Raw genomic sequence first — 23,420 nt, 5'->3', positions numbered from 1 at the left:
CCACGGTAGCGGGCCGCTGCCGTGGTGCTGGTGGAGGTCACCATGGCAACGTCGGGACGGCGTCCAGCAGCGTGCGGGTGTACGGATGGCGGGGATTGTCGAGAACCGTTGCAGTGGAGCCGGATTCGACGACCGACCCGTCCTTCATCACCAGCAGCTCGTCGCAGAGTTGCCGGACGACGCCGATATCGTGCGAGACCAGTATCAGCGAGAGGCCGAACTCGTCGGCGAGGTCGCGGACCAGGTCGATGATCTGAGCGCGGATCGCCGCGTCCAGCGCGGAGAACGGCTCGTCGCCGACGAGTACCCGTGGCCGCGGCGCGAGTGCCCGCGCGATCGCGATCCGCTGCCGTTGCCCGCCGGAGAATTCGTGTGGATACCGCTGCGCCGCATCGGGTTCCAGGCCGACCGCGGCGAGCACTTCGGCGATGCGTTCCTCGTGGTCGCCGGGAACGCGCAGACAGCGCAGGGGTTCGGCGATCGAATCGCCCACCAGCAGTCGCGGGTCCAGCGAATTGAGTGGATCCTGCAGCACCACCTGGACCTCGCGACGGAACCAGGCGAGGTCGCGGCCGGTGACGGGCCGGTCGCGGTATCGGATCCGTCCCGCGTCGGGCCGGTCCAGGGCCAGCAGCAAACGCAGCAGCGTCGATTTGCCGGACCCCGATTCGCCGACGATCCCCAGCCGGGCGCCCTCGGCGAGCGACAATCCGACATCCCGCACGGCGTGCCGCAACGGTGGGCGCTCCCACGGCGAGCGGCGCGGGAGCCTGAATCGGCGTGACAACCCGGTCGCTTCGAGCAGCGTCATCGCATGCCTCCTACCGCATCCGGCGTGCCGCGCCGGAACGCGCTCGCCCGCGCGAGTTCGAGCAGCGTGCGGGTATACGGGTGGGCAGGTTCGCGCAGCAGTTGCGGCAGGTCACCGGCTTCCAGGACCCGGCCGTCCCCGAGGACCAGCACCCGTCGCACGATTCGGGCGAGCACGGCGAGATCGTGGGTGACGAACAGCAGGGCGGTGCCCTGGTCGACCACGAGATCGTCGAGCAGCCCGAGGATTTCGGCTTGGACGGTGACGTCGAGGGCGGTGGTGGGTTCGTCGGCCAGCAGCAGCGCCGGACGGGAGGCCAATGCCATCGCGATGCCGACGCGCTGGCGCTGGCCGCCGGAAAGCTGATGCGGATAGGCCCGGATCAGATGTTCCGGATCGGGCAGGCCGACCCGGTCCGCCAGCGAGAGCGCTTCGGCGAGTGCCTGTTTGCGGGAGAGGCCGCGATGGATGCGCAGCGGTTCGCCGATCTGCCTGCCCACCCGCATCAGCGGATTCAGCGCCGACAGCGGCTCCTGGAACACCATCGCGATGCGATGGCCGCGAATCGCGGACAGCTCCCGATCGCTGCGACCCAGCAGTTCCACCCCGTCGAACCGGATGCTGCCGCGTACGTCGGCGTGGTCGGGGAGCAGGCCCAGAATGGCCAGCGCCGTCAGCGACTTCCCGGATCCGGAGGCGCCGATCACGCCGAGCCGGTCTCCGGCGGCCAGGTCGAATCCGACGCCGTCGAGCACCGTCCGGCCGTCGATCCGCACGGTCAGATCCGCGACTTCCAGCAGGGTCACTGTCGGATCCCGTCCGCCGATTGCGGTCGCGGAGAAGGCCTCTCGGTCCGTAGCCGGGGATCGGTCGCGTCGCGCAGTGCGTCGCCCAGCAGATTGAAGCCGAGTACGGTCAGCGCCACCGCGAGCCCGGGCCAGACGACCAGCAGGGGACGTGCGGCGATGTAGTCCTGCTGCGCGTGCAGCAGCCCGCCCCAGGACGGCGTCGACGGCGAGCTGCCGTAGCCGAGGTAGGTCAGCGCGGCCTCGGTCAGCACGGCGAGCGCCATGACCAGCGACAACTGCACGATCATCGTGGGCGCGATATTGGGCAGCAGGTGGGTGCGCACGATGCGGGTGGTGGACGCCCCGCACGCGCGGGCGGCGAGGACGAAATCCAGCGCGAGCACACGGGCGATCTCCCCGCGCGACACCCGCGCCACCGCGACTCCCGCACTGACCCCGATGGCGGCCACGACGGTCGCCAGGGATCCGCCGTACACCGCGGCGAGCACCATGGCCAGCAACAGTCCGGGGAAGGCGATCAGGAGATCGATCGCCTGCACCAGCGTCGCGCCGAGCCGCCGCGGCGCCAGCACCGCGGCGGTGCCCAGCGAGAGGCCGAGCACCGCGGCCACGAACGCCGAACCCACTGCGGCGACAAGGGTTTCGCGACTGCCGGCCAGCAGCAGGCTGAATTGGTCGTGGCCGACCCGGTCGGTTCCCAGCAGGTGCCCCCGGTGCATCGGTAGTAGCCAGGCCGCACGGACATCGGTGCCCTGGGGGTCGAACGGTGTCCACCACAGCGACACCACCGCCGCGGCCACCAGCGCGGCCACCACCGCCAGCCCGAATGCCCCACCCGGCCGCCGCAGGACCGCGAGCGCTACCGTGCGCAGTGTCTGCCGCCGTCGGCGGCTCGCCGCGCTCACACCGTGCTCCGCAGCCGCGGATCGATCAGCCGGTGGGCGATGTCGACGACGAAACCGATCGTCAGCACCGCGGCGACCAGGATGAGGATCTCACCCTGGACTTTCACCAGATCACGATTGCCGACGTCGGTTACCAGCATGCTGCCGACGCCCGGCAGGGTGAAGACGGTCTCGATCACCACGGTTCCCGCCAGCAACGCCGCCGCCTGCAGCCCCAGGATCGACACCACCGGCAGCGATGCGTTGCGCAGGCCGTGCCGCAGCAAGGCCTGCGTGCGGGTGAGCCCCTTGGCGCGAGCCGTGCGCAGGAAGTCCGCATGCAGCACGCCGAGCACCGCGGAGCGGACGAACCGCAGCAGCACTGCCCCTTCGGTGAGCCCCAGCGCGAGCCACGGCAGAATCAGGCTGCGCAGCGCCGCCTCCGGTCGAGCCCACCCGTCGACCGGAAACCCTTGCGCCGGCAGCCAGCGCAACTCGACGGCGAAGGCGGTGATCAGCAGCAGCGCCAGCCAGAGGCTCGGAATCGCGACGCCGAGCTGCGACACCGCGCCCACCGCGCTGCCGGCCGCGCTCCGGTTACGTACGGCCGCCCAGGTGCCCAGCGGTACCGCGATAGCGGCCGCGACGGCGAGCGCCCCGGCCGCCAGCGGCACGGTGACCTGAAGTTTGCGGGCCAGCTCGGCGCCGACCGAGGCGCCGTTGAGCTGTGAGTGGCCGAAATCGCCGTGTAGCACCCCACCCATCCAGGACAGGTACTGCGCCGGGAGCGGCCGATTCAGGCCGAGGTCGGCGCGGATCGCGGCGAGCTGCTGCGGCCCGGCCTCGATGCCACCGATCGTGGTGGCGACATCGCCGGGCAGCAGTCGCAGCAGGCCGAACACCAGGGTGCTCGCGACCACCAGCGAGATCAGCAGTAACGCGCTGCGGCGCACCAGGAATACGGCCACGGCGTTATTTCGCGACCGCCAGCGTGGCGAGGTTGTACCGGTTGCTGGTTTCTGCCTGCGGCACGCCGTAGACCCCCTGCCGGACGACGGTGGTCGTCTGCGCCAGCAACAGCCATTCGGCGGCGGCGTCCTCGGAGATCTGCCGCGCCACCTTCTTCAGCAACGCGTCGCGCTCGGCGTCGGTGGCGGCGGTGCGTGCCTGGTCGTACCACTGCTGCACCTGCTTGTTGTCGTAGCCGAAATAGTAGGTGGGCTTGGTGTAGTTCGCCAGGTCGCGGGCATCGGCGTGATCGACCAGGCTGAGCTCGAAATCCTTGCCGGCGTACACCTTCGACAACCAGGTCTGGAACTCCACCTGGTGCACCGTGAGCGTGATCCCGACCTTCTTCAGGTCCGAGACCAGCAGATCGGTGATCGAGGCCGGGTAGATGTTGGGCACATCCAGCGTCAGCGCCAGACCGTTGCCGAATCCCGCGCCGGCCAGCAGCTTGCGGGCATTGTCGGGATTGTAGGAATCGATCGCGGTGAGGTCCTCGTACCAGGGATCCTGCGGTGGTACATCGCTGCCGATGGCGATGCCCGCGCCATAGGTGCGGATGGCGGCCTGGGTGTCGGTGGCCTGCCGGATGGCATGACGCACAGCGGGATCGGTGAACGGCGCCCGGGTCCCGTTGAACGCCAGCGTGTATTTGTCGGTGGTGGTGCCGCGCAACACCGTGAACCGATCGTTACCGGTGAACGGTTGCAGCAGGGTCGGATCGGCGCCGGCCTGGATATCCGTCTGTCCCGTGGCTTCGGCGTTGTTGGCGGCGTTGGGATCCTTGATGTAGTGGAACACCACCTTCGCCACCTTGGGTCGTGCGCCCCAGTAGGAGTCGTTGCGCGCCAGTGTGATCGAGGAGCCGCGGTTCCACTGCGCCAGCCGGAACGGCCCGGATCCGTTCTCGGCGCCGTCGAGTCCGGCGAAGTCGGTGCCCTGCTTGTACACGATCCCGCCGCGTTGCGACAGCGCCCACAGCAGGGTGGTGTCGCGCTGCTTGGCGACGATCCGCACGGTCGCCGGATCGGGTGCGGATACGTCGGCCACGGACGAGAAGTCGGCTGCCTTCAGTGCCCGTGCACCCGGCGCGATCTCCTGCCGCAGCGACCACACCACGTCGGCGGCCGTCAGCGGTGAGCCGTCGTGGAAGGTGGCGTTCGGGGCCAGGTGGAAGGTGTACTGCAGGCCGTCCGGGGACAGTTCCCAGGTACGCGCCAACGCGGGGACGATCTTGTCGCGGTCGTTGGTGTCGATGCTGACCAGGCCCTGGTACACGTTGTCGAGCAGCACCTGGTCGAGGGCGACGCCCGCCGTCGTGAAGGTGTTGAGACTGGTGGGCTCGAGCGTCAGTCTGACGTTCACGGTGGCGTCGGTGTCGAGCCGATCCTCGGGTGGGGTCGGTGCCTGGGTGGTCTGCACGGCGGGGGAGCCGCCGCTGTCACCGCCGGTGCCGCAGGAACTCAGCGGTACGGCCGCGATCGCGGTCACCGCCGCCAGTAGCAGCGAAAGCCGGTGTGCGCGTGTCATTTCCGAATGCCTCACAGGTGCTCGGCGATGAAATCCACCACGACCCGGTAGACCTGATCGCGGTCGATCTCGTTGAGAATGTTGTGCCGGTCCTCCGGGAAAACCGCCGCCCGCGCGTCGGGGAGTTGGGCCACCGCGCGATGCACCCCGGCGACCGGAGCCATATCGTCCTCGGCGCCGTGCACGAACAGCACCGGCTGCGTGAGTGTGTCCAGTGCCGCGGGGATGCGCGGCGCGACCGCGCCCAATGCGCCGAGGGTTTCCAGCCGCAGCCCGCCTTGCCAGGTGAGTGGGTCCTCGCGGATCTGCTGGGCGTAGGCGGTGTCGCGGGTCATTTCGCTCGGATCGCGACGCAGTTCCCAGGGGTCGACACCGTCGGCCAGCACCCGCAGCACCCAGCTCTCGCCCTCGACGAGCAGCGACGAACCCGCCAGGACGAGAGCGGCCGCGGGCACATCGCGTTCGGCGACCAGCAGCGCCGAGACCAGTGCGCCCAAGGAGTGGCCCGCCACGATCAGCGGAACGTCCGGATGCGCGGCGCGGGCGAGGCCGACCAGGGTCTCGGCGTCGTCGATGAGGGTGTCCACCGACGAGATCAGCACGCGCTCACCGTCGCTGCGGCCGTGTCCGGCATGATCGTTGGCCCACACTGCGATTCCGGCGGAATTGAGCGCCGCGGCGAACGGGTGATAGCTGCCGACGTGTTCGCCGAGGCCGTGGAAGAACGCCAGCACCGCGCGGGGCCGGGGTGGTATCCAGCGCCGGTAGTGAACGCTTCCCGTGGCGCCAGGAAAGTCCGCGGCGGAGAAGTCGGCCGTACTGATGTCACTCACCGAGTCCCTCTTCCAGATCCGCGATCAAATCCGTGCTGCTCTCCAGGCCCACCGACAGCCGCACCAGACCGGGTGTCACGCCGCTGTCGCGTTGTTGACGCGGGTCCAATTGGGCGTGCGTCGTGGACGCCGGATGAATGACGAGGCTGCGCACGTCCCCGATATTGGCCAGGTGACTGAACAGGTGCAGGCGGTCGACCAGGCGTCGGCCGGCCGCCGCGCCGCCGGTCAGTTCGAACGCCAGCACGCCGCCGGCACCACGTGGCAGATAGCGCCGGGCCGCGTCGTGCCAGCGGCTGCCGGGCAGCCCAGCGTAGTGCACGCGCTCGACTTCGGTTCGCGCGGAAAGCCATTCGGCGATCGCGGCGGCATTGTCGCTGTGCCGGGCCACCCGTAGCGACAGGGTTTCCAGCCCGTGCAGCAGCAGGAAGCTGTTGAACGGGGAGACCGCCGGACCGAGGTCGCGCAGCAGCTTGGTGCGCAGCCGGGTCAGGTAGCCGAGTTCACCGAATTCCGCGGCGAACACCAGGCCATGATAGCTGGGATCGGGGGAGTTGAGCTGCGGCCACCGGTGCGGGTCGGCCCGGAAGTCGAACCGCCCGGCATCGACGACGGCGCCACCGATCGCCGTGCCGTGGCCGGAGAGAAACTTCGTGGTCGAATGGACGACGATGTCGGCGCCGTGCTCGATCGGGCGCAGCAGGTACGGGGTGGGCACGGTGTTGTCCACCACCAGCGGTATCCCGGCGGTATGCGCGAGGTCGGCGACCGCGGCGACGTCGAGCACGTTGCCGAGGGGATTGCCGATCGTCTCGGCGAACAGCGCCTTGGTGTTCGGCCGGATCGCGCGCCGCCACTGTGCCGCGTCGTCGGGGTCGGCGATGAACTCGACGGTGATCCCGAGGTCGGCGAAGGTGTGGGCGAGCAGATTGTAGGTGCCGCCGTAGAGCGTCGCGGCGGCGATGATGTGGTCACCGGCCCGGGCGATCGTCAGCAGCGCCAGCGAGACCGCGGCCTGACCACTCGCCACCGCCACCGCGCCGAGCCCGCCTTCCAGATCCGCCAGGCGCTGTTCGGCGACCGCCGTCGTCGGATTCGAGACCCGCGTGTACGCGTGGGTTTCCGGGTCGCGCAGCGCGAAGGTCTCCGCGGCGTGGTCGGTGTCGCGGAAGACATAGGACGTGGTCTGGTGAATCGGGGTCGCCCGGGAACCGGTACCCGAATCCGGTTGTGCGCCACTGTGGATCTGCCGGGTCTCGAACGACCACGAGCGTCCCGTGGGTGGTTCGCTCATGAACGCACCGCCGAATTCCGCTGTTCGGCAGGCGCATCGCGGACACTCATGCTCCGGATGGTAGGCGCGCCGGCGTCCGGGCGATCCCCATTGATTCAGCGTGATCCGATTCGCTGGAGGGTAGCTTTTCGGTTCCCGCTGATCGCAACCGGTGACCGTTCCGCACGGGGTGGCCGAAGCTGGGCTCATGTCTCGCGCATTGCATCTGGCCGGATTCCTGATCGCTTCGCACGTCACCCATTCGCATGCGGCGTGGCGGCATCCCGGCTCGGAGACCGACTATCTGGGGCCCGGCTACTACCGCCGGGTGGCGCAGACGCTGGAGCGCGGCAAGTTCGACTTCCTGTTCTTCGCCGATCTCCTGGCGACGCCGGTGCGCTACGGCGACGACATCCGGGTGCCGTTGCGCAGCGGCACCCAGGCCTCGGCCACGATCGATCCGGCGCTGGTGGCGGCCGGGCTGGCCAATGTGACCGACCGGATCGGGCTCGCGATCACCAAGTCCACCACCTACTTTCATCCGTACGAGGTGGCGCGGATCTTCGGCACGCTGGATCACCTCTCGGGTGGGCGCGCGGCCTGGAATGTGGTCACCTCGCTCAATCAGGCCGAGGCGCAGAACTTCGGTCTCGACAACCATCTGGGCCACGACGAACGCTACGAGCGGGCGCAGGAATTCCTCGAGGTGGCCTACCGCCTGTGGGGTAGCTGGGAACCCGATGCGCTCGTGCAGGACAAGGCGACCGGTGTCTTCGCGGACCCGGACAAAGTGCACGTGGTCGACCATGCCGGAACCTGGTTCAAGACGCGCGGGCCGCTGACCGTGCCGCATTCGCCGCAGAGCCGGCCGGTGATCATCCAGGCCGGATCCTCGCCTGTCGGTAAGGATTTCGCCGCGCGCTGGGCCGAGGCGGTCTTCGAGATCGATCCGACTCCGGAGGGCCGGCGCGCCTATTACGACGACCTGAAATCGCGTGCCTCCGATTTCGGCCGCAACCCGGACGACATCAAGATCTTCCCGTCGTTCGTGCCGTTCGTGGGGGAGACCGAGTCGATCGCCCGCGAGAAGCAGGCCTTCCACAACGAACTCGCCGATCCGGTCTCCGGGCTCATCACGCTGTCGGTGCACACCGACCACGACTTCTCGCGCTACGACCTCGACGCACCGATCGAAGACGTCGTGGTGCCGGGCACGCAGGGGCTGTTCGACGTGGCGCGCCGGCTCAGCGTCCGGGACAACCTGACGTTGCGCGATATCGGCCGGCTGTACGCGCAGGGCGTGCTGCTGCCGCAGTTCGTCGGCACGCCCGAACAGATCGCCGACCAGATCGAGGAGGGCTTCCACGGCGGCGAGGCCGACGGTTACATCCTGTCCGCCGCGCAGGCGCCGGGCACCTTCAACGATTTCGTCGACCTGGTGGTGCCGGAACTACAGCGCCGCGGCCTGTTCCGCACCGACTACACCGGCACGACGCTGCGTGATCACCTGGGCTTGGGTCCGGCGAGTCTCGATCCGGTGGCGCGCGGTGGGATCGTGCGGGCCGGCGCCTGATCCGCCGCTGACCCCGCGCAGGTGTCGGCAGACCTGCGTCGCGCGCACTGCCGGCCGCACCGACGAGCGCTCATCGGCCTGTCAGCTCGCCGCCGCCATCGCCCGCCACGCCTTTCTGGCGCGGGAGCGGGCTCGCGGGGCGGCGTATTCGATGCGCCGACGCGCCTCGGAGGCGCTGATCCGCAATAGGTCACTCAACAGCTCCGCCGTGTCCCGGTAGCCGGTGTCGGCGGCGAGGCCGCGGCGCTCGGCCTCGGCGACGGCCGCGACCATGGCCGCACCCAATCGACGTCGGCGGCGTTCGGTTTCGACGAGGGTGCGCAGCAAGTCGACATCGGCCAGTTCCGACCATCCCCGTGCCGGAGCATTCGGTGCCAATGCGGTCGAATGTGTGTTCACGCGAGGGAGCCTACCGCATGCTCGAACATTTGTTCGATAATCGGCTCGTCCAGCGCGTCGGACTTCCCGGCAGGGTGCTGGGCTTACGCTCCGAGCGCAAGTCGGGGTGGTCTTGGGGGCTGTCCAAGATAGGGTTGGGTCAACGCCGGATGATGAGTCAGGACTGGAGATGCCTCGGAACAGACGGCCGCGTGATCGAGAAGAGAAGCGCGCGGAAATCGTGGCCGCTGCACGGCGGTTGTTCGTCGACGAAGGCTACGAGGCGGCGTCGATGACGCGGATCGCCCGCGACGCCGGGGTGGTGTCGAACACGTTGTACTGGTACTTCCAGGACAAGGACGCGGTATTGATCGCGGTCCTGGACTCGGTCCTGGCCGACTCGATGGCCTCCTACAGCGAAGTGCTGGGCTCGAGCCTGGCTGATCGGCTGTTGTGGCTGGTCGGGGAATTGGAGCAGCTGGGCCGGTTGGTGAGCACGGTCCACACGCGCGCCGAGGAGTCCGCGTCCATTCAGGAATGGCACGAGCAGTTCCACGCGCTGGCCGAGGGATTGTTCCGGGCAGAGCTGATCGAACTCGGCGTGCCCGCTGACGAAGTGGATCCGCTGGTGGCGATCGGCGTTTTCGTTGTCGAGGGCTTGCTGACGCATCCGACGGATCAGGCGCGGCGGCGCGCGGTGATCGAGACGTTGCTGAACAGCGCTCGCGGTCTTGCCGCAGCCGCCGGCTGAGTGCCGGGTCTGCGCACGTCCACGAGCCCGGGGCGACCTACTGCGTGGTGCGGGCGGTGTAGTCGAATTGGGTTGCCAGGAAATAGAGTTGGTCACGCACGGCGCGTTCGAAGTGTTCGCCCACGTAGATGTCGAAGTGGTCGCAGGGGTAGTTCTGGACGTGCACGTGTGCCAAGCCCCGCGCGTGCCGCTTCGTGGTCTTCGCGGGCGCGGCCGCGTCGTTGTCGCAGACACACAGCAGCGTCGGAGTGCTGAAGCGAGCGAGCGCGCGACCGGGCCGATAGAGCGGAAGGTGCAGCGCCAGCCGTGCGGCCAGGGCGTTGGCGGCATCGAATTCACCGGCCGCGCCGCGTAATACACCCCATATGCTGTCGCGACCGACAACGGTCGCGGGTTCTTCCCCGCCGTCGATCTCGGTCAGTTCGATGTTCGTCGACACCCGAGCCCGCACCGAGGGCAGCCGTTTCAACAACGCGCTGGTGCGCCGCGAGAGCCGGGTCCCCGCGGGCAGAAGTGCGGAGGCACCGGCGAGAGCGTCGGGTGAGGCCACGAACGCGGGCATGTAGGACGTGCCCGCCATCGGCATCAGGATCGGCTTCGCGCCGAACCGGGAACCGACCGTGTCGAGGATGCCGGCCACTGTCAGCGCTATCGCGCTCAGCGGGCCCGTTCGTAGCCGCGAGCGCAACGACGCCGGTCCGTCGGTGAAGGGGCACTGGGCCACGACCGCCGCGATGCGGCTGTCTTCGGAAGCGACCTGAACGACATGTCCGCCGCCGAAAGAGCTGCCCCACAACGCGATCCGGTCGACATCGGCCTCCGGCAGGGTGCGTACGAAGGCCAGGGCGGCATGCCAATCCGCGCGTTGCTTGCCGATGTCGAGTAGTTGACGTGGGTATCCGTCGCTCGCGCCGAGGTGGCGGTAGTCGAACACCAGCACCGACCAGCCCGCTGCGGCGAACCGCTCGGCATAGGCATCCAGGCGCATCTGACGAACCGCTCCCAACCCGTGCCCCATGATCACCATGGGCCGCGGTCCCGGTGAGTTGGGTGGGGTGTACAGCCATGCTGCGCACATGTCCGTCCCGGACGCGAAGGCGACCTCACGTCGCTGTACCGCTGTTCCCTCGTGCCGATCCGGCCCGCCGCTTGTCATACCGTGTGCCCTTTTCCGCCTCGTCGCCGTTCTTCTTGGACATCATTCAAGAAGATCATGCGGCAACGGTAGGGATTTCTTGAACGCCAGTCAAGAAGCCGCTACTCTTCTTGATGATCATTCAAGAAAGCGACAGATGAGGCGGGCTCCCTCGACATCCGCGGCCCACCCGAACGAAGGAACCATGACCACATCCCCCCGCACCGCGTTGATCACCGGCGCTTCGGCCGGCATCGGCGCGACGTTCGCCCGCCACCTCGCCGGGCGCGGCTACCAACTGCTCTTGGTCGCCCGCCGCGGCGACCGGCTCCAGGAACTCGCCGCGCAGTTGACCGAACGGCACGACGTGCGCTGCGAGGTGCTCGCCGCCGACCTCACCGACCCCGCCGCACCCGCCGCGATTGTGAACCACGCCGACCAGCAGGGCCTCGACATCGATGTCCTGATCAACAACGCCGGCCTGTCGGGTAAGACCGCGTTCGCCGACACCCCGTGGGACGCCCTGGCCGGGGAGATCCAGCTGATGGTGACCGCCCCGACCGAACTCATCCACCTGGTCGTTCCCGGCATGAAGAAACGTAACTGGGGCCGCATCGTCAATCTGTCCTCGGTCGCCGCGTTCGCCCCACCGGCGGCCAGCCTGCTCTACACCGGCATCAAGTCGTTCGTGCTCAACACCTCACAGGCCCTCGACATGGAACTCAAACCCCACGGCATCCACGTCACCGCCCTGTGCCCCGGCTTCACGCACACCGAATTCCACGATGTCATGGGCACTCGCGACAAAGCCGACCATCTGCCCCGAATCCTCTGGCAGCAGCCAGAAGCCGTCGTCACCGAAGGCTGGACCGCCGTGATGAAGGGCAAGCCCGTGTGCGTGCCCGGCACCCTCAACAAGATCTCCGCCGCCGCCATGAAACCCCTCCCCACCCACCTGAGCTACCTCGCCGGAAAGACTCTCAACCCTTTCAAGAACAGCTGAACCCGCCTCGCGATGCATCGCGTACCGGTACGGATGGGCCACGGCGTCGTCGCGGCAGGCGCGGAGCAGGGCAGCTATGCCCTCGGGAAGTGAGAGGTCAGGTCCAGTGAAGCGGTGTAATCACATTCCGGGCTGATCCCGGTCGCACGGTTCGGCGCGAGTTCGGCGGGCGCACGCCGTCGTCCGTGATGTGCCGGAATGGGGGATCGCGGGACCGGGGCCGGGTCGGTCTGAGAGGGTCGCCACATGAAAATCGGTGTCGCACTTCCGCAGATGGCTCCCGGCTACGGGCCGGGTACGACGGTCGACTGGGCTCGGCGAATCGACGCGGGCCCGTTCTCGAGCGTTTCCGTCGGTGAGCGGGTGACGTTTTCGAATCCGGAGATGGTCGCGACGCTGGGCGCCTGCGCGGCGGTCACCGAGCGAGTGCAGGTCCTGGCGAACCTGTGGGTGCTCCCGCAACATCCGACGGCGATGGTCGCCCAGCAGATCGGCACCCTCGACCAGCTCGCGAACGGCCGCCTCGAGGTAGCCGTCGGCGTCGGCGGTCGCGAGCACGACTACCGCGCTCTCGGCGCCGATTTCACGCGTCGGCACCAGCAGCTCGAGGACAAGGTCGCCGAGCTGAAGTCGCTGCTCGCCGGCGAGCCCCCGTTCGAGGGCGCGGACCCGGTCGGGCCGGCGTGCGTGCAGCCGGGTGGGCCGATCATCCTCGCCGGTTCGATGGGGCCGAAGGCGATGCGCCGCGCGGCGCGGTGGGCCGACGGCATCTCCGGCTTCAGCATCGCGGGTGACGCCGAGGAGATCGCCAAGGTGAGCGATCGCGCCGACCGATGCTGGGCCGAGGCCGGTCGTAAGACGAAGCCGCGCAAGGTCAGTGGCTGCTTCACCGCGCTGGGTGTCCCCGATGCGTCCGAGGCGTTGCGCTCCTTCACGGCTCGCTACCTCGGCTTCCTCGGGCCCGACCTGGCCGGCATGATCGCCGCGTCGGCGCGTGCGTCGAATCCCGAGGTGCTCGCCGACATTCTCGACGGCGCGGAGCGGGCCGGCTGTGATGAGTTCATCCTGGTCCCGGCCGTCACCGACCTGAAATTCCTCGAGGTTGCGTCCGAGGTGGTGGCCGCACGGCGTTGATCCTCGTGGAGTGCGCCGACAGAGTATCGGCGATGGAGGGGCCTGGAGCTCGGGCCGTTGCGTGCGGAGGCCAGTGGCCCGAAATGTCCTCAGGCCGTTGACCTTCGGACTGTCGCATCCGGCCGCCGTGCGAATACGCCGCTACTTCTGAGCGGCAGGGGATTGCCGGTTTCGGGTTTGCTCGACTGATCGGCACCTCAGCGCACACCGATCGACGACAGGTGCACGGCTGCGTGGCGGTGACCCGCCCGGTGATTCGGACCGCGTTCACCTCGGTGCGCGGCGTGTGCGGCGTCGTCGTTGCAGGCCGGGGTGTACACCGGCGGGCAGGCCCGCGTGGGCGGCGATGCGTTGCAGTAGCGGGAGGAGCTGGGCTCGCTCGGTCTCGTCGAGCGGTGCGAGAACTTCCGATTCCAGTGCGTCGGCCTCGGATTGCATCGACTCGAGCACCTGGCGGGCATTGTCGGTGAGGTGGACCGCGTGCGCGCGCCGGTCGGCCGGATGTGGCTGCCGGGTCACCAGTGCGCGTTCTTCCAGCTCGTCGACCAGTCCGACCATCGCGTTGCGGTGAACCCGCAGCAGATCCGCGAGTTCCTGCTGACTGCGGCCGTCCGCGACGGCCAGCTGGGTGAGGACCGCGAAATGGGCCGGGTCCAGATCCGAGCGCGCCAGCTGCTCGGTGAGCTGGTACGACACGTGGAAACCGATCTGCGACAACAGGAATCCCGCGCGCGAGTCCAGCGGCCGGTTCGTCATGACTCCCACACTAGCAATCCAACATGATTGCCATCTAAGAGTATTGACATAAATTGTGATTGTCACTTAACGTGACAATATGACGAATTCCAACACACCCTCCGTTCCTGCCACCGACGCCCCGGTCACGGTGATCAACACGATGTCCGTCCCGGCGGCTCAGCGGGACCTGTTCCTGCAGCGCTGGCGCGACAGCGCCCAGTACATGGCGGCCGCCGCCGGTTTCCGCCGAACCCGGATGTTCCAGGCGGCCGGTGAGGCGGCCGAGGCGGTCTTCGTCAACGTCGGGGACTGGGACAGCGGCACCGCCCTGCGCAACGCACTCGGCACGGCGGAATGGCGGGAATTGACCCTGCGGATGCAGAACGATCTCGACCTCACCGCACGGCCGATGATCTTCCATCCCACTCTCGAGTTGGGACCCGGTGAGGTGCTGTCCTGATGGGATCTCTTTCGTTCTGACTCCCGAGACCGCCGCCCAGGGCTTCGGCCTGCCGAACGTGCCCGTCGGCGACGGCTTCCTCATCGTGAAAGGCTGCCGCGAACTCGCGATGGGTCTGGGCACGGGCATCCTGCTGGTAACGGGCCGGCGCCGCGCCCTGGGGTGGATTCTGCTGACGACGGCCGTCGCGCCGCTCGGCGACATGATCAACGTCCTGGCGCATCACGGCTCCGCGGCCACCGCGTTCGGTGTCCACGGATCGACCTCCGCGCTCATCGCGCTCACGGGCCTGCTGATCCTCGGCGAAACCGACAAGGCACCCGAGGCTGAGCGGGCCGACGCCCCAGCGCGCACCGCACAGCTCTCGGCCTGAGCTCTATACCCCAACGACCGCAACGAAATTCGAACGAGGACTCGATGAAACAGCTCTACTGGGCCGCTGTCGGCTATACCGCACTGGGATTGCCGTCGGGCCTGGTCTACCGCGAACTCACCAAGGCCCATGAGTTCACCGGCAAGACCGAACTCGCCGTGGTCCACACTCACCTGCTGGCGTTGGGGACACTGTTCTTCCTGATCGTCCTGGTGCTCGAACATCAACTCGCCCTGTCGAACACGCGCGCCTATCGCTGGTTCTTCACCGTCTACAACATCGCTGTCCTCTGGACGGTGTCGTGCATGACGATCATCGGCACCCGGACCGTTCTCGGGCACGGCGAATCCACGCCACTGGCGGAGCTGGCCGGCATCGGACACGTCCTGCTGACCATCGGATTCGTGCTGTTCTTCGTCACCGTGCACCAGGCGATCACGGCCCGCCGCGAGGAGGTGGTTCCCGCCTGACCCGCCCGAATCGGTGACGGCCGGGATGCTCGGTCTGGTCTCCGCGCACGCCAACGGCCCGAGATAGCCTCGGGCCGTTGATCTTCGGACTGTCGTATCCGCCGCCATGCGAAGATGCCGCTACCTGATCGAGTTGGCCAACCGATCGGCGTAAGGGGCGGTGAACTTTCCGACGATAGGGAGCGCTGCGCGGACACCGCCGGTGTTGTTCGCCTGGACCATGGCCATGATCCAGACGACGACCGTGAAGACCGCGACGACGAGTCCGGCGAGGCTGAAGATGATGCCCACAGCTCCGAGGAGCGAGCCGACGATACTCAGCACGACATTGAGCACGGAGACCGCGCCGAAGAAGACGATCGATTGCGAGGCATGGAATTTCACATCGGGATCGTGCTTTCCGATGAAGAGGAAGATGATTCCGGTGAGCCACCCCAGCGCGTACGACAGGATCGCGCTGGTCTTCTTGTCCAAGCCGGCGGACTGCGGTTGGTTCGCGGGAGGTTGAGAAAATGTCATGGGGTGAGTAGACGCCGGACGCGCCCCCTACCGATCCCAACTTTCCCGCGAGCCCTGTAGGGCACGAGCTTTCGCCGGGTCGTCAACTAGCAGTTGACGGACTTATGATCGTCAACCTATGTTTGACGAACTTGAATCGCGGTGGACAGGAGGAACCACGATGCCGGATGCGCCCATCGTCACCGGCGCTGCGGCCAGCCGTGGCGTTGTCGCCGGTCCGGTTCGGCTGGTGCACAGTGTCGACGACTTCGACGCGGTTCGGCCGGGCGATGTGATCGTCTGTCGCACGACCGATCCGTCGTGGACAGCGCTTTTCGGCGTTGCCGCGGCGGTGGTGACCGAAACCGGGGGAATGCTGTCCCATGCGGCAATCGTCGCCCGCGAGTTCGGGATTCCAGCCGTGGTGGCGGCCGAGGGAGCGATGCGGACCCTGGCCGATCATCGGATCATCTCGGTCGACGGAACCAAGGGACACGTTCATGCCGTTCGCTCGACCCACCATTGAACTCGCTTCACCAGGCATGGCCGCTCAACACGGAAGGGAAGTCCGCGATGACGCACGTTTCACGCAGTTCGCTGCTCGCGTTGCACGCAATTCGCCTGGGCGGGTTCATTGGTACGTACGCGGTCGCCGGCAGATACCGAATGCCTGCCGACCTCGCCGAGTCGCACGTGCGGGACTTCCGAGAGCGTGGGTGGATCAACCGCTTCCGTTTCGGAACGGACGCGGGGTGGTCGCTCACCGAGAGCGGACGTGCGCAGAACGAGCGGCAACTCGCCGACGAGCTTTCCGAGTGTGGGGCGAAAGCGTCGGTGGAAGACGTCTATCGCATGTTTCTCCCGCTCAACGCACGGTTGGTGCGGGCGTGCACCGCCTGGCAACTGACCATTCTTCCCGATGGCAGCATGCAGGACAACGACCACCGGGACGCGCAGCGGGACCGGCCGATCCTGGCCGAACTGGAAAGCCTCGCAAAGGAATTGGTTCCGCTGACGAATACTCTCACCGAACGACTCGCCCGGTTCGCCGGTTACGACACCCGCTTCGCCGCGGCCCTCGCCCTGGCCGCCGATAATCCCGAGATGGTCACCGGAACCGAACACGACTCGGCCCACCGAGTGTGGTTCGAACTGCACGAAGATTTGATCGCCACCCTCGGTATCGACAGGACGCAGCACTCCTAGACGAGTACGTCCGAAGCCTCCGTCCGTGGTCGAACGCGATCAGGGAGCGGTGACCGGTTGTCCTGTGCTCGGTGTGCGGCTGCTCGAACGCCACACTGCTACGCCGGTCGCTGGAACTTGCCGTCCTGAAGGCCGGTGGTGAAGGCGTCCCATTCGGCGGGGGTGAAGATGAGAGTTGGGCCGGTGGGGTTTTTGGAGTCGCGAACTCCGACCGCGCCGGTGGTCAGGTGTGCTACCTCCACGCACTCTCCGCCGTCCCGACTTCGGCTGCTCTTGAACCACTTCGCGGCTGACGTATCGGTACTCACGCCCTGTACTCCTGTTCGATCTTCTGCAGCAGAGCCCTTGACTCCGCTTCGTTCAGCGCCACAGCGGCGATGTCGGACAGCGCCTGTCGGTACACCTCGATCTCGGTTGGCTTGTCCAGGTACAAGGTTCCGGCGTAGCCCTCGATGTATACCACCGGAGGTTGTGTCAGCGCCGGGTTCAAGTGTTGCGGAAATTCGAACAGCACGAACGAGTCGGTTTCCAGTCCGATATGACCGTCACTGGTGAACGGTATGACGCGAATCGACATATTCGCCAGCAGGCTCAGTTCATGGAGATGGCGGATTTGGTCGGCCATTACTGCGTTGCCCCCGATCCGATATCGTAGCGCTGCCTCGCCCAGTAAGACTTGCATGGTCAGCGGGTTACTCGAATCAGCCAGGCGTGCTTGTCGTTTCGAAAGTAGCTCGAAACTTCTCTGCTCGTTGTATTGAATGTGTTGATCGACAAGGCGCGATCTGCGCAATTCTGGCTTGTAGTACCGGGCTTTTGCCCGGCGGTAGTCGGCCGTCTGAGTGAGTCCGGGCAATAGTGTCAGTTGAAAGGAATCGACGCGAGTTGCAGCCTGTTCCAGGCTGAGGAACTGATCGGCGTACACAATCGCGTCGCTGTAGGACTGCCACCACTCCTCTTTGCGGCACTCGTCCGCAAGCCACAAAAGCCCATTCTGATCCTCTTCGTTGACCTCGTACACGCGGCACAGTGCTCGGATGATCGGCCTCTTCACTTCCGAAGTCCGCCCGTTCTCCAAGCGCCACAAGGTTTGTCGGCCGATCTCGGCGAGTTTCGCCGCCTCGTCGCTCTTGAGGTTTGCGGCCTCACGCAACTCGATCAGCCGTCGGCCCAGCAGTCTGCGTGGAAGTGTCGTCGATTCGGTCTGCATCTGACCCCCGTCAGTCGTTAGCTTCGCTAGTGAATTCAGATTGTTTGGAACGTTTTATCTTGTCACGAAACGCTTTGAAACCGTTCCGTTCTGGCGGCAATCGGTGTGTACTCGACGTGTGCGAGCGGTGGGGCGGCCGACCCGGCAATCCGTAAGCGCCTCAACCACATCCCCGTCGTCGGAAGCACGAACATGTCGAAATTTCCCATGCTCGAACACCGGGATACGCAACCGGACACCGATGGAGTACGACGAAATGATAAGCGCCCCAGAGCTATCGGGCTTATACGACCCGCCGTGTCCGGTGCGGACGCGTCGCGGCATGCGCTCGCGATCGAACGCCATGCCGAGCGGCTGGGTTATCACTACGTCTACACCGTGCGGCCACCCGAGGATCGGCCGGATCCCGTCGGTTACGGTCTGGCTCGCCCTCGGTGTCGACGCTGCGGCGGTCGTGGTCTACGACTTGACCACCGTCGATCACAGTCCGGCGCGGGTGTGCGATTGGTGTGATCTGGAAACGGTGTGCCCGCCGGAGACGTGGGCGCGCAGTCCGATCGCGCCGGAGCATGCCGGTCCGCCGCATCCGCTCACCGAATCGGTTGCGCGGCGAATCATGCAGCAGCACAAGGGGTGTCGTGCCCATCGGTGTCCCCGCAAAGCCGCCGCATTCGGGTTCCTCGTGCAGGCCGGGAAGATCGTTCCCCCGGTGCACACGCTGCGCGAGCGTGCCGCGGCGCGCGGTATCCGGCTCGACCCGATCGGTAGCGAACTGCCGGTGACGACGGGCGCGGACCTCGGCACGCTACTCAGCGTGCTGGACGGGCTGGTCGCCGACATGCGGGACAGGTAGGCGGTGATGGACGACAGGACCAGGTGTACCGCGGTGAACGGTCTGGAAGCGGAGTGGACGATGCAGAACTACCGTCATATCGAGATCAGGCGGGCGCGCGATCCGGCCACCGGCGACGTGATCGAGTTCGCGCCGGGCACCGATCTCGCGGCGGCACGGGAACAGACATCGCGCCACTGGGCCGCCGTCTGGGATCGCGTCGCCCACGAGATGTGGACCGCATGGATTCCGGGCCAACGCAATTCGGAGTCTGCGACGCCCATGACGCGGTTCCTCGGATGAGCGCGGAGCCGGACAAGTCGAAGTGGCCCAAGGCAATCGGGTACGTTCGCTCCGATCTGGCGGGCGATCGGCGAACCGAGATCGACGCCGCGATTCGCCGCCGCGCGGCCGGGGCGGGATATCGCCTGATGGGCATCGTCGCCGACGGGCCGGTACCTGACCTGCTACCCGCGTTGCGCCGGGCCGACGCCGTCGCGGTGATCACCCATGACCTCGAGCATGTCGGCGGCAGCCCGAAATCGGTGTGTGGATTCGCCGCGCTGCTGACGGTCGACCCCGCAGACATGTGGTGCTGGGGTTACCAGCCGGACTGGTAGTCCGGACCGGAAAGATCGTCGCGAGGACATGCCTGCGGTGCGACGTCGGTGATTGCCGGGCCCACGAGTCCCGACGCCCCGAATTTTTCGTGCAAACCGCCACGGAAATGCGCGAAAACCGCGAAAAACGACGAGGTTTGCACGATCAGTTCATCGTCACCGGCGCGGTCCGGCCGAGCGCAGCTACCCGGCGCCGTGCGAGGAGGACGGGCGTGATGTGCTGGGCGATCTGCCGACCACCTGCACCGCTCGCGGATGGACGATCGATTCGACGGCGGTGCCGGGTCGGCGGGCCGAGGCGGTGGCGACCGAATCCCGGCCGATCGGCTCGTCACGGCCGGGCCTGCGGCTCAGTAAGCCCGGGACCGGGGCTGCGGCGTCGATCCTCGGGGTCATCGCGGCGGGGTGCGGGTCGATGTCGCCGAGAACGAGGACGACCGAGCCGGATTCGGTTCAGCCCGATCCGGATCGGCGACGCGCGCGGCGGGCGTTGTTACCGTCGCCCTCATGGATTTGCAGCTGAGCGGTAAGCGGGCCATCGTCACCGGCGGTAGTAAGGGAATCGGCCTGGCCGTCGCGCGCGGACTCGCGGCCGAGGGAGTGGACGTGGTGCTCGCCGCCCGATCCGCCGAACCGCTCGCGGCAGCGGCGCAGGCACTCGCCCAGGAGAGCGGGCGGCGGATCGTCGCGGTGCCCACCGACACCGGCGACGACGAACAGGTGCGGGCACTGGTCGAGCGCACCGTGGCCGAGCTGGGTGGGGTCGACATCCTGGTCAATGCCGCGGCCACGCCGTGGAGTGCCGGCGCGCCCGCGGATCTGAACGCCACCAGCGACGACATCGTGCGCCGCGAGGTCGAGATCAAGGTGCTCGGATATCTGCGCACCGCCCGCGCGGTCGCGCCGCATCTGATCGCGCAGGGCTGGGGACGGATCGTCAACATCAGCGGACTCGGTGCACGGCAAGCGAATTCGATCGCGCAGACGGTGCGCAACGTCGGCGTCTCGGCCCTGACCAAGAATCTCGCGGACGAACTCGGCCCGCACGGGATCAACGTTACGGTCGTGCACCCGGGCCTCACCCGGACCGAGCGACTCACCGAACGGCTGGCCGCCCAGGCCGCCGAATCCGGCGCCGCCGTCGAAGAATTGGAGGCCGGTCTGGTCGCCAACTCGATCCGCCGGGTGATCGACGCCCGCGAGGTCGCCGACGTCGTCACCTTCCTGGCCTCGCCGCGCAGCATCGCGATCACCGGCGATGCCGTCGCGGCCGGTGGCGGAGTCCCGGGGCCCGTCTACTACTGACTCGAAACCCCAGCGCAGGCAAGATTTTTCAGCGATCGCGCTCGCATGCGGCGAGGAAGTCGTCGACGATGCGGGTGCAGTCGGCGCGCCCGGCGCGGCCGATGCCGGTGAGCCGCACGAAGACGATCGGCCCGACGAGCTGCGCCAGCACCGCGGTGAGATCCCGATCGCCGAGCAGTGCGCGCGCCCGCGGGTCGTCGAACAGTTCGTCGAACGGACGGCGATAGGTGTCGATCAGATGGGCGCGCAGCGTGCCGGCTCGCGCGCCGTCGCCGTGTGCTTGCGCGTCCCCGGTCGCCAGCCACGCCAGCGTCGTCAGATGCAGCGGTACGTCGTTGATCGCCGCGGCCTGCCGGGTGAGCAGTTCGATCAGCCGCTCCCGCAGCGGACCCGCGTCCGGTATCTCGACCACCGGCGGCATCAGCTCTTCCAGGGTCGCGGCACGCAGCCGCGCCACGGTATCGAAATGCCGGTACAGCGTGGTGCGCGCGACGCCCGAGCGTCGCGTCACCGCATCGATGGTGACCGCGTCCAATCCGCCGTCGCGCAACAATTCGGCCGCGGCGGCCAGCAGGCGGCGACGTGAGCGCGCCTTGCGCGGGTCGTCCTCGGATTCGATCGCGGCACTCGATGTCATGGTCTCAGGATTCCTCCTCGGCAAGATCAGCGGCCGCACGGGATAGAAACGATACTTCGAGTAGCATAGCGAAACTAAAAGTATCGTTTCTCGGGAGGCGCGATGAACGCAACCATGACCGAGCCCGTACCCGTGCGCACCCGATGGGTGATCGTGGTGTCCTGCCTGGCCGTCGCGCTGGTCGTCGCGTCGATGGCGGCGCTCTACACCGCCCTGCCGCAGATCGCCTCGGCCACCGGCGCCACGCAGTCCCAATTGACCTGGATCATCGACGGTTACACGCTCGCGCTGGCCTGTCTGGTCCTGCCGGCCGGCGCCCTGGGCGACCGCTACGGCCGCCGCATCGTGATGATCGTCGGACTGGCGGTGTTCGCGATCGCGTCGGCGATCCCGCTGGTGGTCGCCGGACCGGAATGGCTGATCGGCTCGCGTGCGATCGCCGGAGTCGGTGCGGCGCTGGTGATGCCGTCGACGCTGTCGCTGCTCACCGCCGGGGTGGAACCGGATCGCCGCAATGTCGCGGTCGGGATCTGGGCGGGGACGGTCGGCGGCGGCGCGGTGATCGGCATCCTGGGTTCCGGAGTGCTGCTGTGGCGCTGGTCGTGGCTGTCGATCACGCTGGCGATGGCGATCTCGGGTGCGATTCTGGCGGTCGCGGCGTGCACGGTCCCCGAATCGCAGGACGGCGAGCGGGCGCGGTTCGATCCGTGGGGTGCGGTGAGCGGCGCGGCCGCGGTCGGCCTGATCGTGATCGCGGCACTCGAGGCCCCGCAGCGCGGCTGGACCGATCCGCTGGTGCTGGGCGCGGTGGTCGCCGGGCTCGCGGTCGGCGCGGCTTTCGCGGTGATCGAACTGCGTGCGGAGCACCCGCTGCTGGATGTGCGGCTGTTCGCCGGACGCGGCTTCGGCACCGGGACAGCGTCGGTGGCGGTGCAGTTTCTGGTCTCGTTCGGATTGTTCATGGTGATCGTGCAGTTCTTCCAATTGATTTTGGGCTATTCACCATTGCTCTCGGCGGTCGCGATGGCGCCGATGATCGTGCCGATGGTGGGGCTGTCGGTGATCGCGCCGTGGCTGGCGCAGCGGTTCGGGCTGCGGCTGCCGACCACCGTCGGGTTGGTCGTCGTCGGAATCGGCCTGCTGTGTCTGTCGCGGTTGACATCCACGAGCGGTTTCGTGGATGCGCTGTGGCCGCTGCTGATCATGAGCACCGGCCTCGGCCTGGCGGCCGCGCCGGCGACCGCGGCGATCGTGGACGGCGCGCCGGCCGACAAACAGGGTGTGGCGGCCGCGGTGAACGACGCCGCTCGCGAGATGGGTGCCGCGCTCGGCATCGCACTCGCCGGCAGTGTGCTGGCGGCCGGTTACAGCCACCGCATGGCCGAGATCGCCGACCGGATTCCCGAACCGATCCGCGGGCCCGTCACCGGCTCGCTCGCGGGTGCGCTCGCCGTGACCGAGCGCATCGGCCCGCAGGCGAATCCACTTGCGGAACAAGCGAAATCCGCCTTCGCGCATGGATTGCACCAGGCCACCCTCGTGCTCGGGGTGGTGACTCTGGTAGTCGCGGCGATCCTCGCAGTGTGGGCACCCTCTCGGGCACGATCCGATGCCGAATCGCCCGGTGCTGAATCTGCCGGTGCCGACTCGGCCGGGAAGGGACCTGTCGATGCCGGATCTGTCAGGTCCGACTCTGCCAGGGTTGAATCTGCCGGGCCGGGATCTGCCGGTGCCGGATCTGTCAGGTCCGACTCTGCCAGGGTGGGATCTGCCGGGTCGGGATCTGCTGGTGCCGGATTTGCGGGATCCGACTCTGCCGGGGTGGGTCCTGCCGGGTCGGGATCTGTCGGGTCCGGGTCTGCCGGCTCCGAATCGGCTGCCGGAGCCGGGAAGCGGTGAGTCGGAGTGTCGGGCCCGCCGTCCCCGCGCCGGAGTACGCGGCCATGTTGTGA

28 protein-coding genes are annotated in these 23,420 nt (G+C 67.6%); 14 read left to right on the top strand and 14 right to left on the bottom strand.

Features of this window, described 5'->3' with window-relative positions:
* Window positions 1-37 precede the first annotated feature (37 nt).
* The 7 genes from ON23_RS15455 to ON23_RS15425 are packed head-to-tail and all read right to left on the bottom strand — an operon-like array spanning window position 38 to window position 7,166.
* Entirely contained in the window at window positions 38-811 is a 774-nt protein-coding gene (locus ON23_RS15455) for an ABC transporter ATP-binding protein (RefSeq protein ID WP_039778980.1), read from the bottom strand.
* Window positions 808-1,617 (bottom strand): ATP-binding cassette domain-containing protein, encoded by an 810-nt coding sequence (locus tag ON23_RS15450; protein ID WP_039778978.1) that lies wholly within the window; start codon window positions 1,615-1,617, stop codon window positions 808-810. Before ON23_RS15450 ends, ON23_RS15455 begins: the two co-directional genes overlap by 4 nt.
* Window positions 1,614-2,525, bottom strand: a complete 912-nt coding sequence (locus ON23_RS15445; protein ID WP_174376490.1) for an ABC transporter permease — start codon at window positions 2,523-2,525, stop codon at window positions 1,614-1,616. Before ON23_RS15445 ends, ON23_RS15450 begins: the two co-directional genes overlap by 4 nt.
* Window positions 2,522-3,472 (bottom strand): ABC transporter permease, encoded by a 951-nt coding sequence (locus ON23_RS15440; RefSeq protein WP_039778977.1) that lies wholly within the window; start codon window positions 3,470-3,472, stop codon window positions 2,522-2,524. Before ON23_RS15440 ends, ON23_RS15445 begins: the two co-directional genes overlap by 4 nt.
* Before the next feature lie 4 nt (window positions 3,473-3,476).
* Window positions 3,477-5,039 (bottom strand): ABC transporter substrate-binding protein, encoded by a 1,563-nt coding sequence (locus tag ON23_RS15435; protein WP_039778976.1) that lies wholly within the window; start codon window positions 5,037-5,039, stop codon window positions 3,477-3,479.
* 11 nt (window positions 5,040-5,050) lie between these two features.
* Entirely contained in the window at window positions 5,051-5,872 is an 822-nt protein-coding gene (locus ON23_RS15430; protein ID WP_223273739.1) for an alpha/beta fold hydrolase, read from the bottom strand.
* Window positions 5,865-7,166: an O-acetylhomoserine aminocarboxypropyltransferase/cysteine synthase family protein gene (locus ON23_RS15425; RefSeq protein WP_039778975.1), complete on the bottom strand. Its 1,302-nt coding sequence runs from the start codon at window positions 7,164-7,166 to the stop codon at window positions 5,865-5,867. Before ON23_RS15425 ends, ON23_RS15430 begins: the two co-directional genes overlap by 8 nt.
* A gap of 187 nt (window positions 7,167-7,353) precedes the next feature.
* On the opposite strand from ON23_RS15425, the gene ON23_RS15420 reads away from it, so the two are divergent.
* The gene (locus ON23_RS15420; protein WP_039779097.1) at window positions 7,354-8,718 is read left to right on the top strand and encodes an LLM class flavin-dependent oxidoreductase; all 1,365 of its coding nucleotides are present in this window, start codon (window positions 7,354-7,356) and stop codon (window positions 8,716-8,718) included.
* Window positions 8,719-8,799: 81 nt separating this feature from the next.
* Here the strand turns inward: ON23_RS15420 and ON23_RS15415 are convergent, their stop codons facing one another.
* Window positions 8,800-9,117: a DUF222 domain-containing protein gene (locus ON23_RS15415; RefSeq protein ID WP_039778974.1), complete on the bottom strand. Its 318-nt coding sequence runs from the start codon at window positions 9,115-9,117 to the stop codon at window positions 8,800-8,802.
* A gap of 169 nt (window positions 9,118-9,286) precedes the next feature.
* On the opposite strand from ON23_RS15415, the gene ON23_RS15410 reads away from it, so the two are divergent.
* Window positions 9,287-9,847, top strand: coding sequence for a TetR/AcrR family transcriptional regulator (locus ON23_RS15410; protein ID WP_039778973.1), 561 nt, complete (start codon window positions 9,287-9,289; stop codon window positions 9,845-9,847).
* 37 nt (window positions 9,848-9,884) lie between these two features.
* Here ON23_RS15410 and ON23_RS15405 read toward each other — a convergent pair whose 3' ends face one another.
* Window positions 9,885-11,003 carry an alpha/beta hydrolase gene (locus ON23_RS15405; RefSeq protein ID WP_039778972.1) on the bottom strand — a complete coding sequence of 373 codons (1,119 nt, stop codon included), beginning with the start codon at window positions 11,001-11,003 and terminating at the stop codon, window positions 9,885-9,887.
* 184 nt (window positions 11,004-11,187) lie between these two features.
* Between ON23_RS15405 and ON23_RS15400 the strand changes: the two genes are divergently transcribed.
* Together ON23_RS15400 and ON23_RS15395 are read left to right on the top strand one after the other, a co-directional pair.
* Window positions 11,188-11,985 (top strand): SDR family NAD(P)-dependent oxidoreductase, encoded by a 798-nt coding sequence (locus ON23_RS15400; protein WP_039778970.1) that lies wholly within the window; start codon window positions 11,188-11,190, stop codon window positions 11,983-11,985.
* Between the two features lie 246 nt (window positions 11,986-12,231).
* Window positions 12,232-13,119 carry an LLM class flavin-dependent oxidoreductase gene (locus ON23_RS15395; protein ID WP_039778969.1) on the top strand — a complete coding sequence of 296 codons (888 nt, stop codon included), beginning with the start codon at window positions 12,232-12,234 and terminating at the stop codon, window positions 13,117-13,119.
* Window positions 13,120-13,386: 267 nt separating this feature from the next.
* Here ON23_RS15395 and ON23_RS15390 read toward each other — a convergent pair whose 3' ends face one another.
* Window positions 13,387-13,875, bottom strand: coding sequence for a MarR family winged helix-turn-helix transcriptional regulator (locus tag ON23_RS15390; protein WP_039778968.1), 489 nt, complete (start codon window positions 13,873-13,875; stop codon window positions 13,387-13,389).
* Between the two features lie 79 nt (window positions 13,876-13,954).
* Here ON23_RS15390 and ON23_RS35975 point away from each other — a divergent pair, with 79 nt between their 5' ends.
* From ON23_RS35975 to ON23_RS15375, 3 genes are read left to right on the top strand one after another with little or no spacing between them, the layout of a single operon-like run.
* Window positions 13,955-14,317, top strand: a complete 363-nt coding sequence (locus tag ON23_RS35975; RefSeq protein WP_051042727.1) for an antibiotic biosynthesis monooxygenase family protein — start codon at window positions 13,955-13,957, stop codon at window positions 14,315-14,317.
* Window positions 14,301-14,690, top strand: coding sequence for a DUF4267 domain-containing protein (locus tag ON23_RS15380; RefSeq protein ID WP_210744290.1), 390 nt, complete (start codon window positions 14,301-14,303; stop codon window positions 14,688-14,690). Before ON23_RS35975 ends, ON23_RS15380 begins: the two co-directional genes overlap by 17 nt.
* A gap of 44 nt (window positions 14,691-14,734) precedes the next feature.
* Window positions 14,735-15,160 (top strand): DUF2871 domain-containing protein, encoded by a 426-nt coding sequence (locus tag ON23_RS15375; protein ID WP_039778967.1) that lies wholly within the window; start codon window positions 14,735-14,737, stop codon window positions 15,158-15,160.
* A 120-nt stretch (window positions 15,161-15,280) separates the two neighbouring features.
* Here the strand turns inward: ON23_RS15375 and ON23_RS15370 are convergent, their stop codons facing one another.
* Window positions 15,281-15,679 (bottom strand): DUF4870 domain-containing protein, encoded by a 399-nt coding sequence (locus ON23_RS15370; RefSeq protein ID WP_051042725.1) that lies wholly within the window; start codon window positions 15,677-15,679, stop codon window positions 15,281-15,283.
* Window positions 15,680-15,839: 160 nt separating this feature from the next.
* On the opposite strand from ON23_RS15370, the gene ON23_RS15365 reads away from it, so the two are divergent.
* A complete protein-coding gene (locus tag ON23_RS15365) occupies window positions 15,840-16,184 on the top strand; it encodes a PEP-utilizing enzyme (protein WP_051042724.1) in 345 nt (114 codons plus the stop codon).
* A 140-nt stretch (window positions 16,185-16,324) separates the two neighbouring features.
* On the top strand, window positions 16,325-16,864 hold the full coding sequence (locus ON23_RS15360; protein WP_210744294.1) for a hypothetical protein: 540 nt from the start codon (window positions 16,325-16,327) through the stop codon (window positions 16,862-16,864).
* 98 nt (window positions 16,865-16,962) lie between these two features.
* Here the strand turns inward: ON23_RS15360 and ON23_RS15355 are convergent, their stop codons facing one another.
* Entirely contained in the window at window positions 16,963-17,172 is a 210-nt protein-coding gene (locus tag ON23_RS15355; RefSeq protein ID WP_039778964.1) for a DUF397 domain-containing protein, read from the bottom strand.
* Window positions 17,169-18,074 (bottom strand): helix-turn-helix domain-containing protein, encoded by a 906-nt coding sequence (locus ON23_RS36510; RefSeq protein WP_083903985.1) that lies wholly within the window; start codon window positions 18,072-18,074, stop codon window positions 17,169-17,171. The genes ON23_RS15355 and ON23_RS36510 overlap by 4 nt, the downstream gene beginning before the upstream one ends.
* 454 nt (window positions 18,075-18,528) lie before the next feature.
* Here ON23_RS36510 and ON23_RS15345 point away from each other — a divergent pair, with 454 nt between their 5' ends.
* The 4 genes from ON23_RS15345 (at window position 18,529) to ON23_RS15325 (ending at window position 20,831) form a co-directional block, all read left to right on the top strand.
* On the top strand, window positions 18,529-18,927 hold the full coding sequence (locus tag ON23_RS15345) for a hypothetical protein (protein ID WP_039778963.1): 399 nt from the start codon (window positions 18,529-18,531) through the stop codon (window positions 18,925-18,927).
* 33 nt (window positions 18,928-18,960) lie between these two features.
* The gene (locus ON23_RS15340) at window positions 18,961-19,209 is read left to right on the top strand and encodes a hypothetical protein (RefSeq protein WP_039778962.1); all 249 of its coding nucleotides are present in this window, start codon (window positions 18,961-18,963) and stop codon (window positions 19,207-19,209) included.
* Window positions 19,206-19,526, top strand: coding sequence for a hypothetical protein (locus ON23_RS15335; protein WP_039778961.1), 321 nt, complete (start codon window positions 19,206-19,208; stop codon window positions 19,524-19,526). The genes ON23_RS15340 and ON23_RS15335 overlap by 4 nt, the downstream gene beginning before the upstream one ends.
* A gap of 507 nt (window positions 19,527-20,033) precedes the next feature.
* Window positions 20,034-20,831, top strand: coding sequence for an SDR family NAD(P)-dependent oxidoreductase (locus ON23_RS15325; protein WP_039779091.1), 798 nt, complete (start codon window positions 20,034-20,036; stop codon window positions 20,829-20,831).
* Between the two features lie 28 nt (window positions 20,832-20,859).
* Here the strand turns inward: ON23_RS15325 and ON23_RS15320 are convergent, their stop codons facing one another.
* A complete protein-coding gene (locus tag ON23_RS15320; protein ID WP_039778959.1) occupies window positions 20,860-21,468 on the bottom strand; it encodes a TetR/AcrR family transcriptional regulator in 609 nt (202 codons plus the stop codon).
* Between the two features lie 102 nt (window positions 21,469-21,570).
* Between ON23_RS15320 and ON23_RS15315 the strand changes: the two genes are divergently transcribed.
* Window positions 21,571-23,367 (top strand): MFS transporter, encoded by a 1,797-nt coding sequence (locus ON23_RS15315; RefSeq protein ID WP_245555961.1) that lies wholly within the window; start codon window positions 21,571-21,573, stop codon window positions 23,365-23,367.
* The last annotated feature ends 53 nt before the right edge of the window (window positions 23,368-23,420 follow it).

The sequence above is a fragment of the Nocardia cerradoensis NBRC 101014 genome (assembly GCF_000308535.1).
GTDB lineage: Bacteria > Actinomycetota > Actinomycetes > Mycobacteriales > Mycobacteriaceae > Nocardia > Nocardia cerradoensis.
Note: the sequence above shows the minus strand (reverse complement) of the source record. Positions and strands in the feature narration are given on the sequence as shown.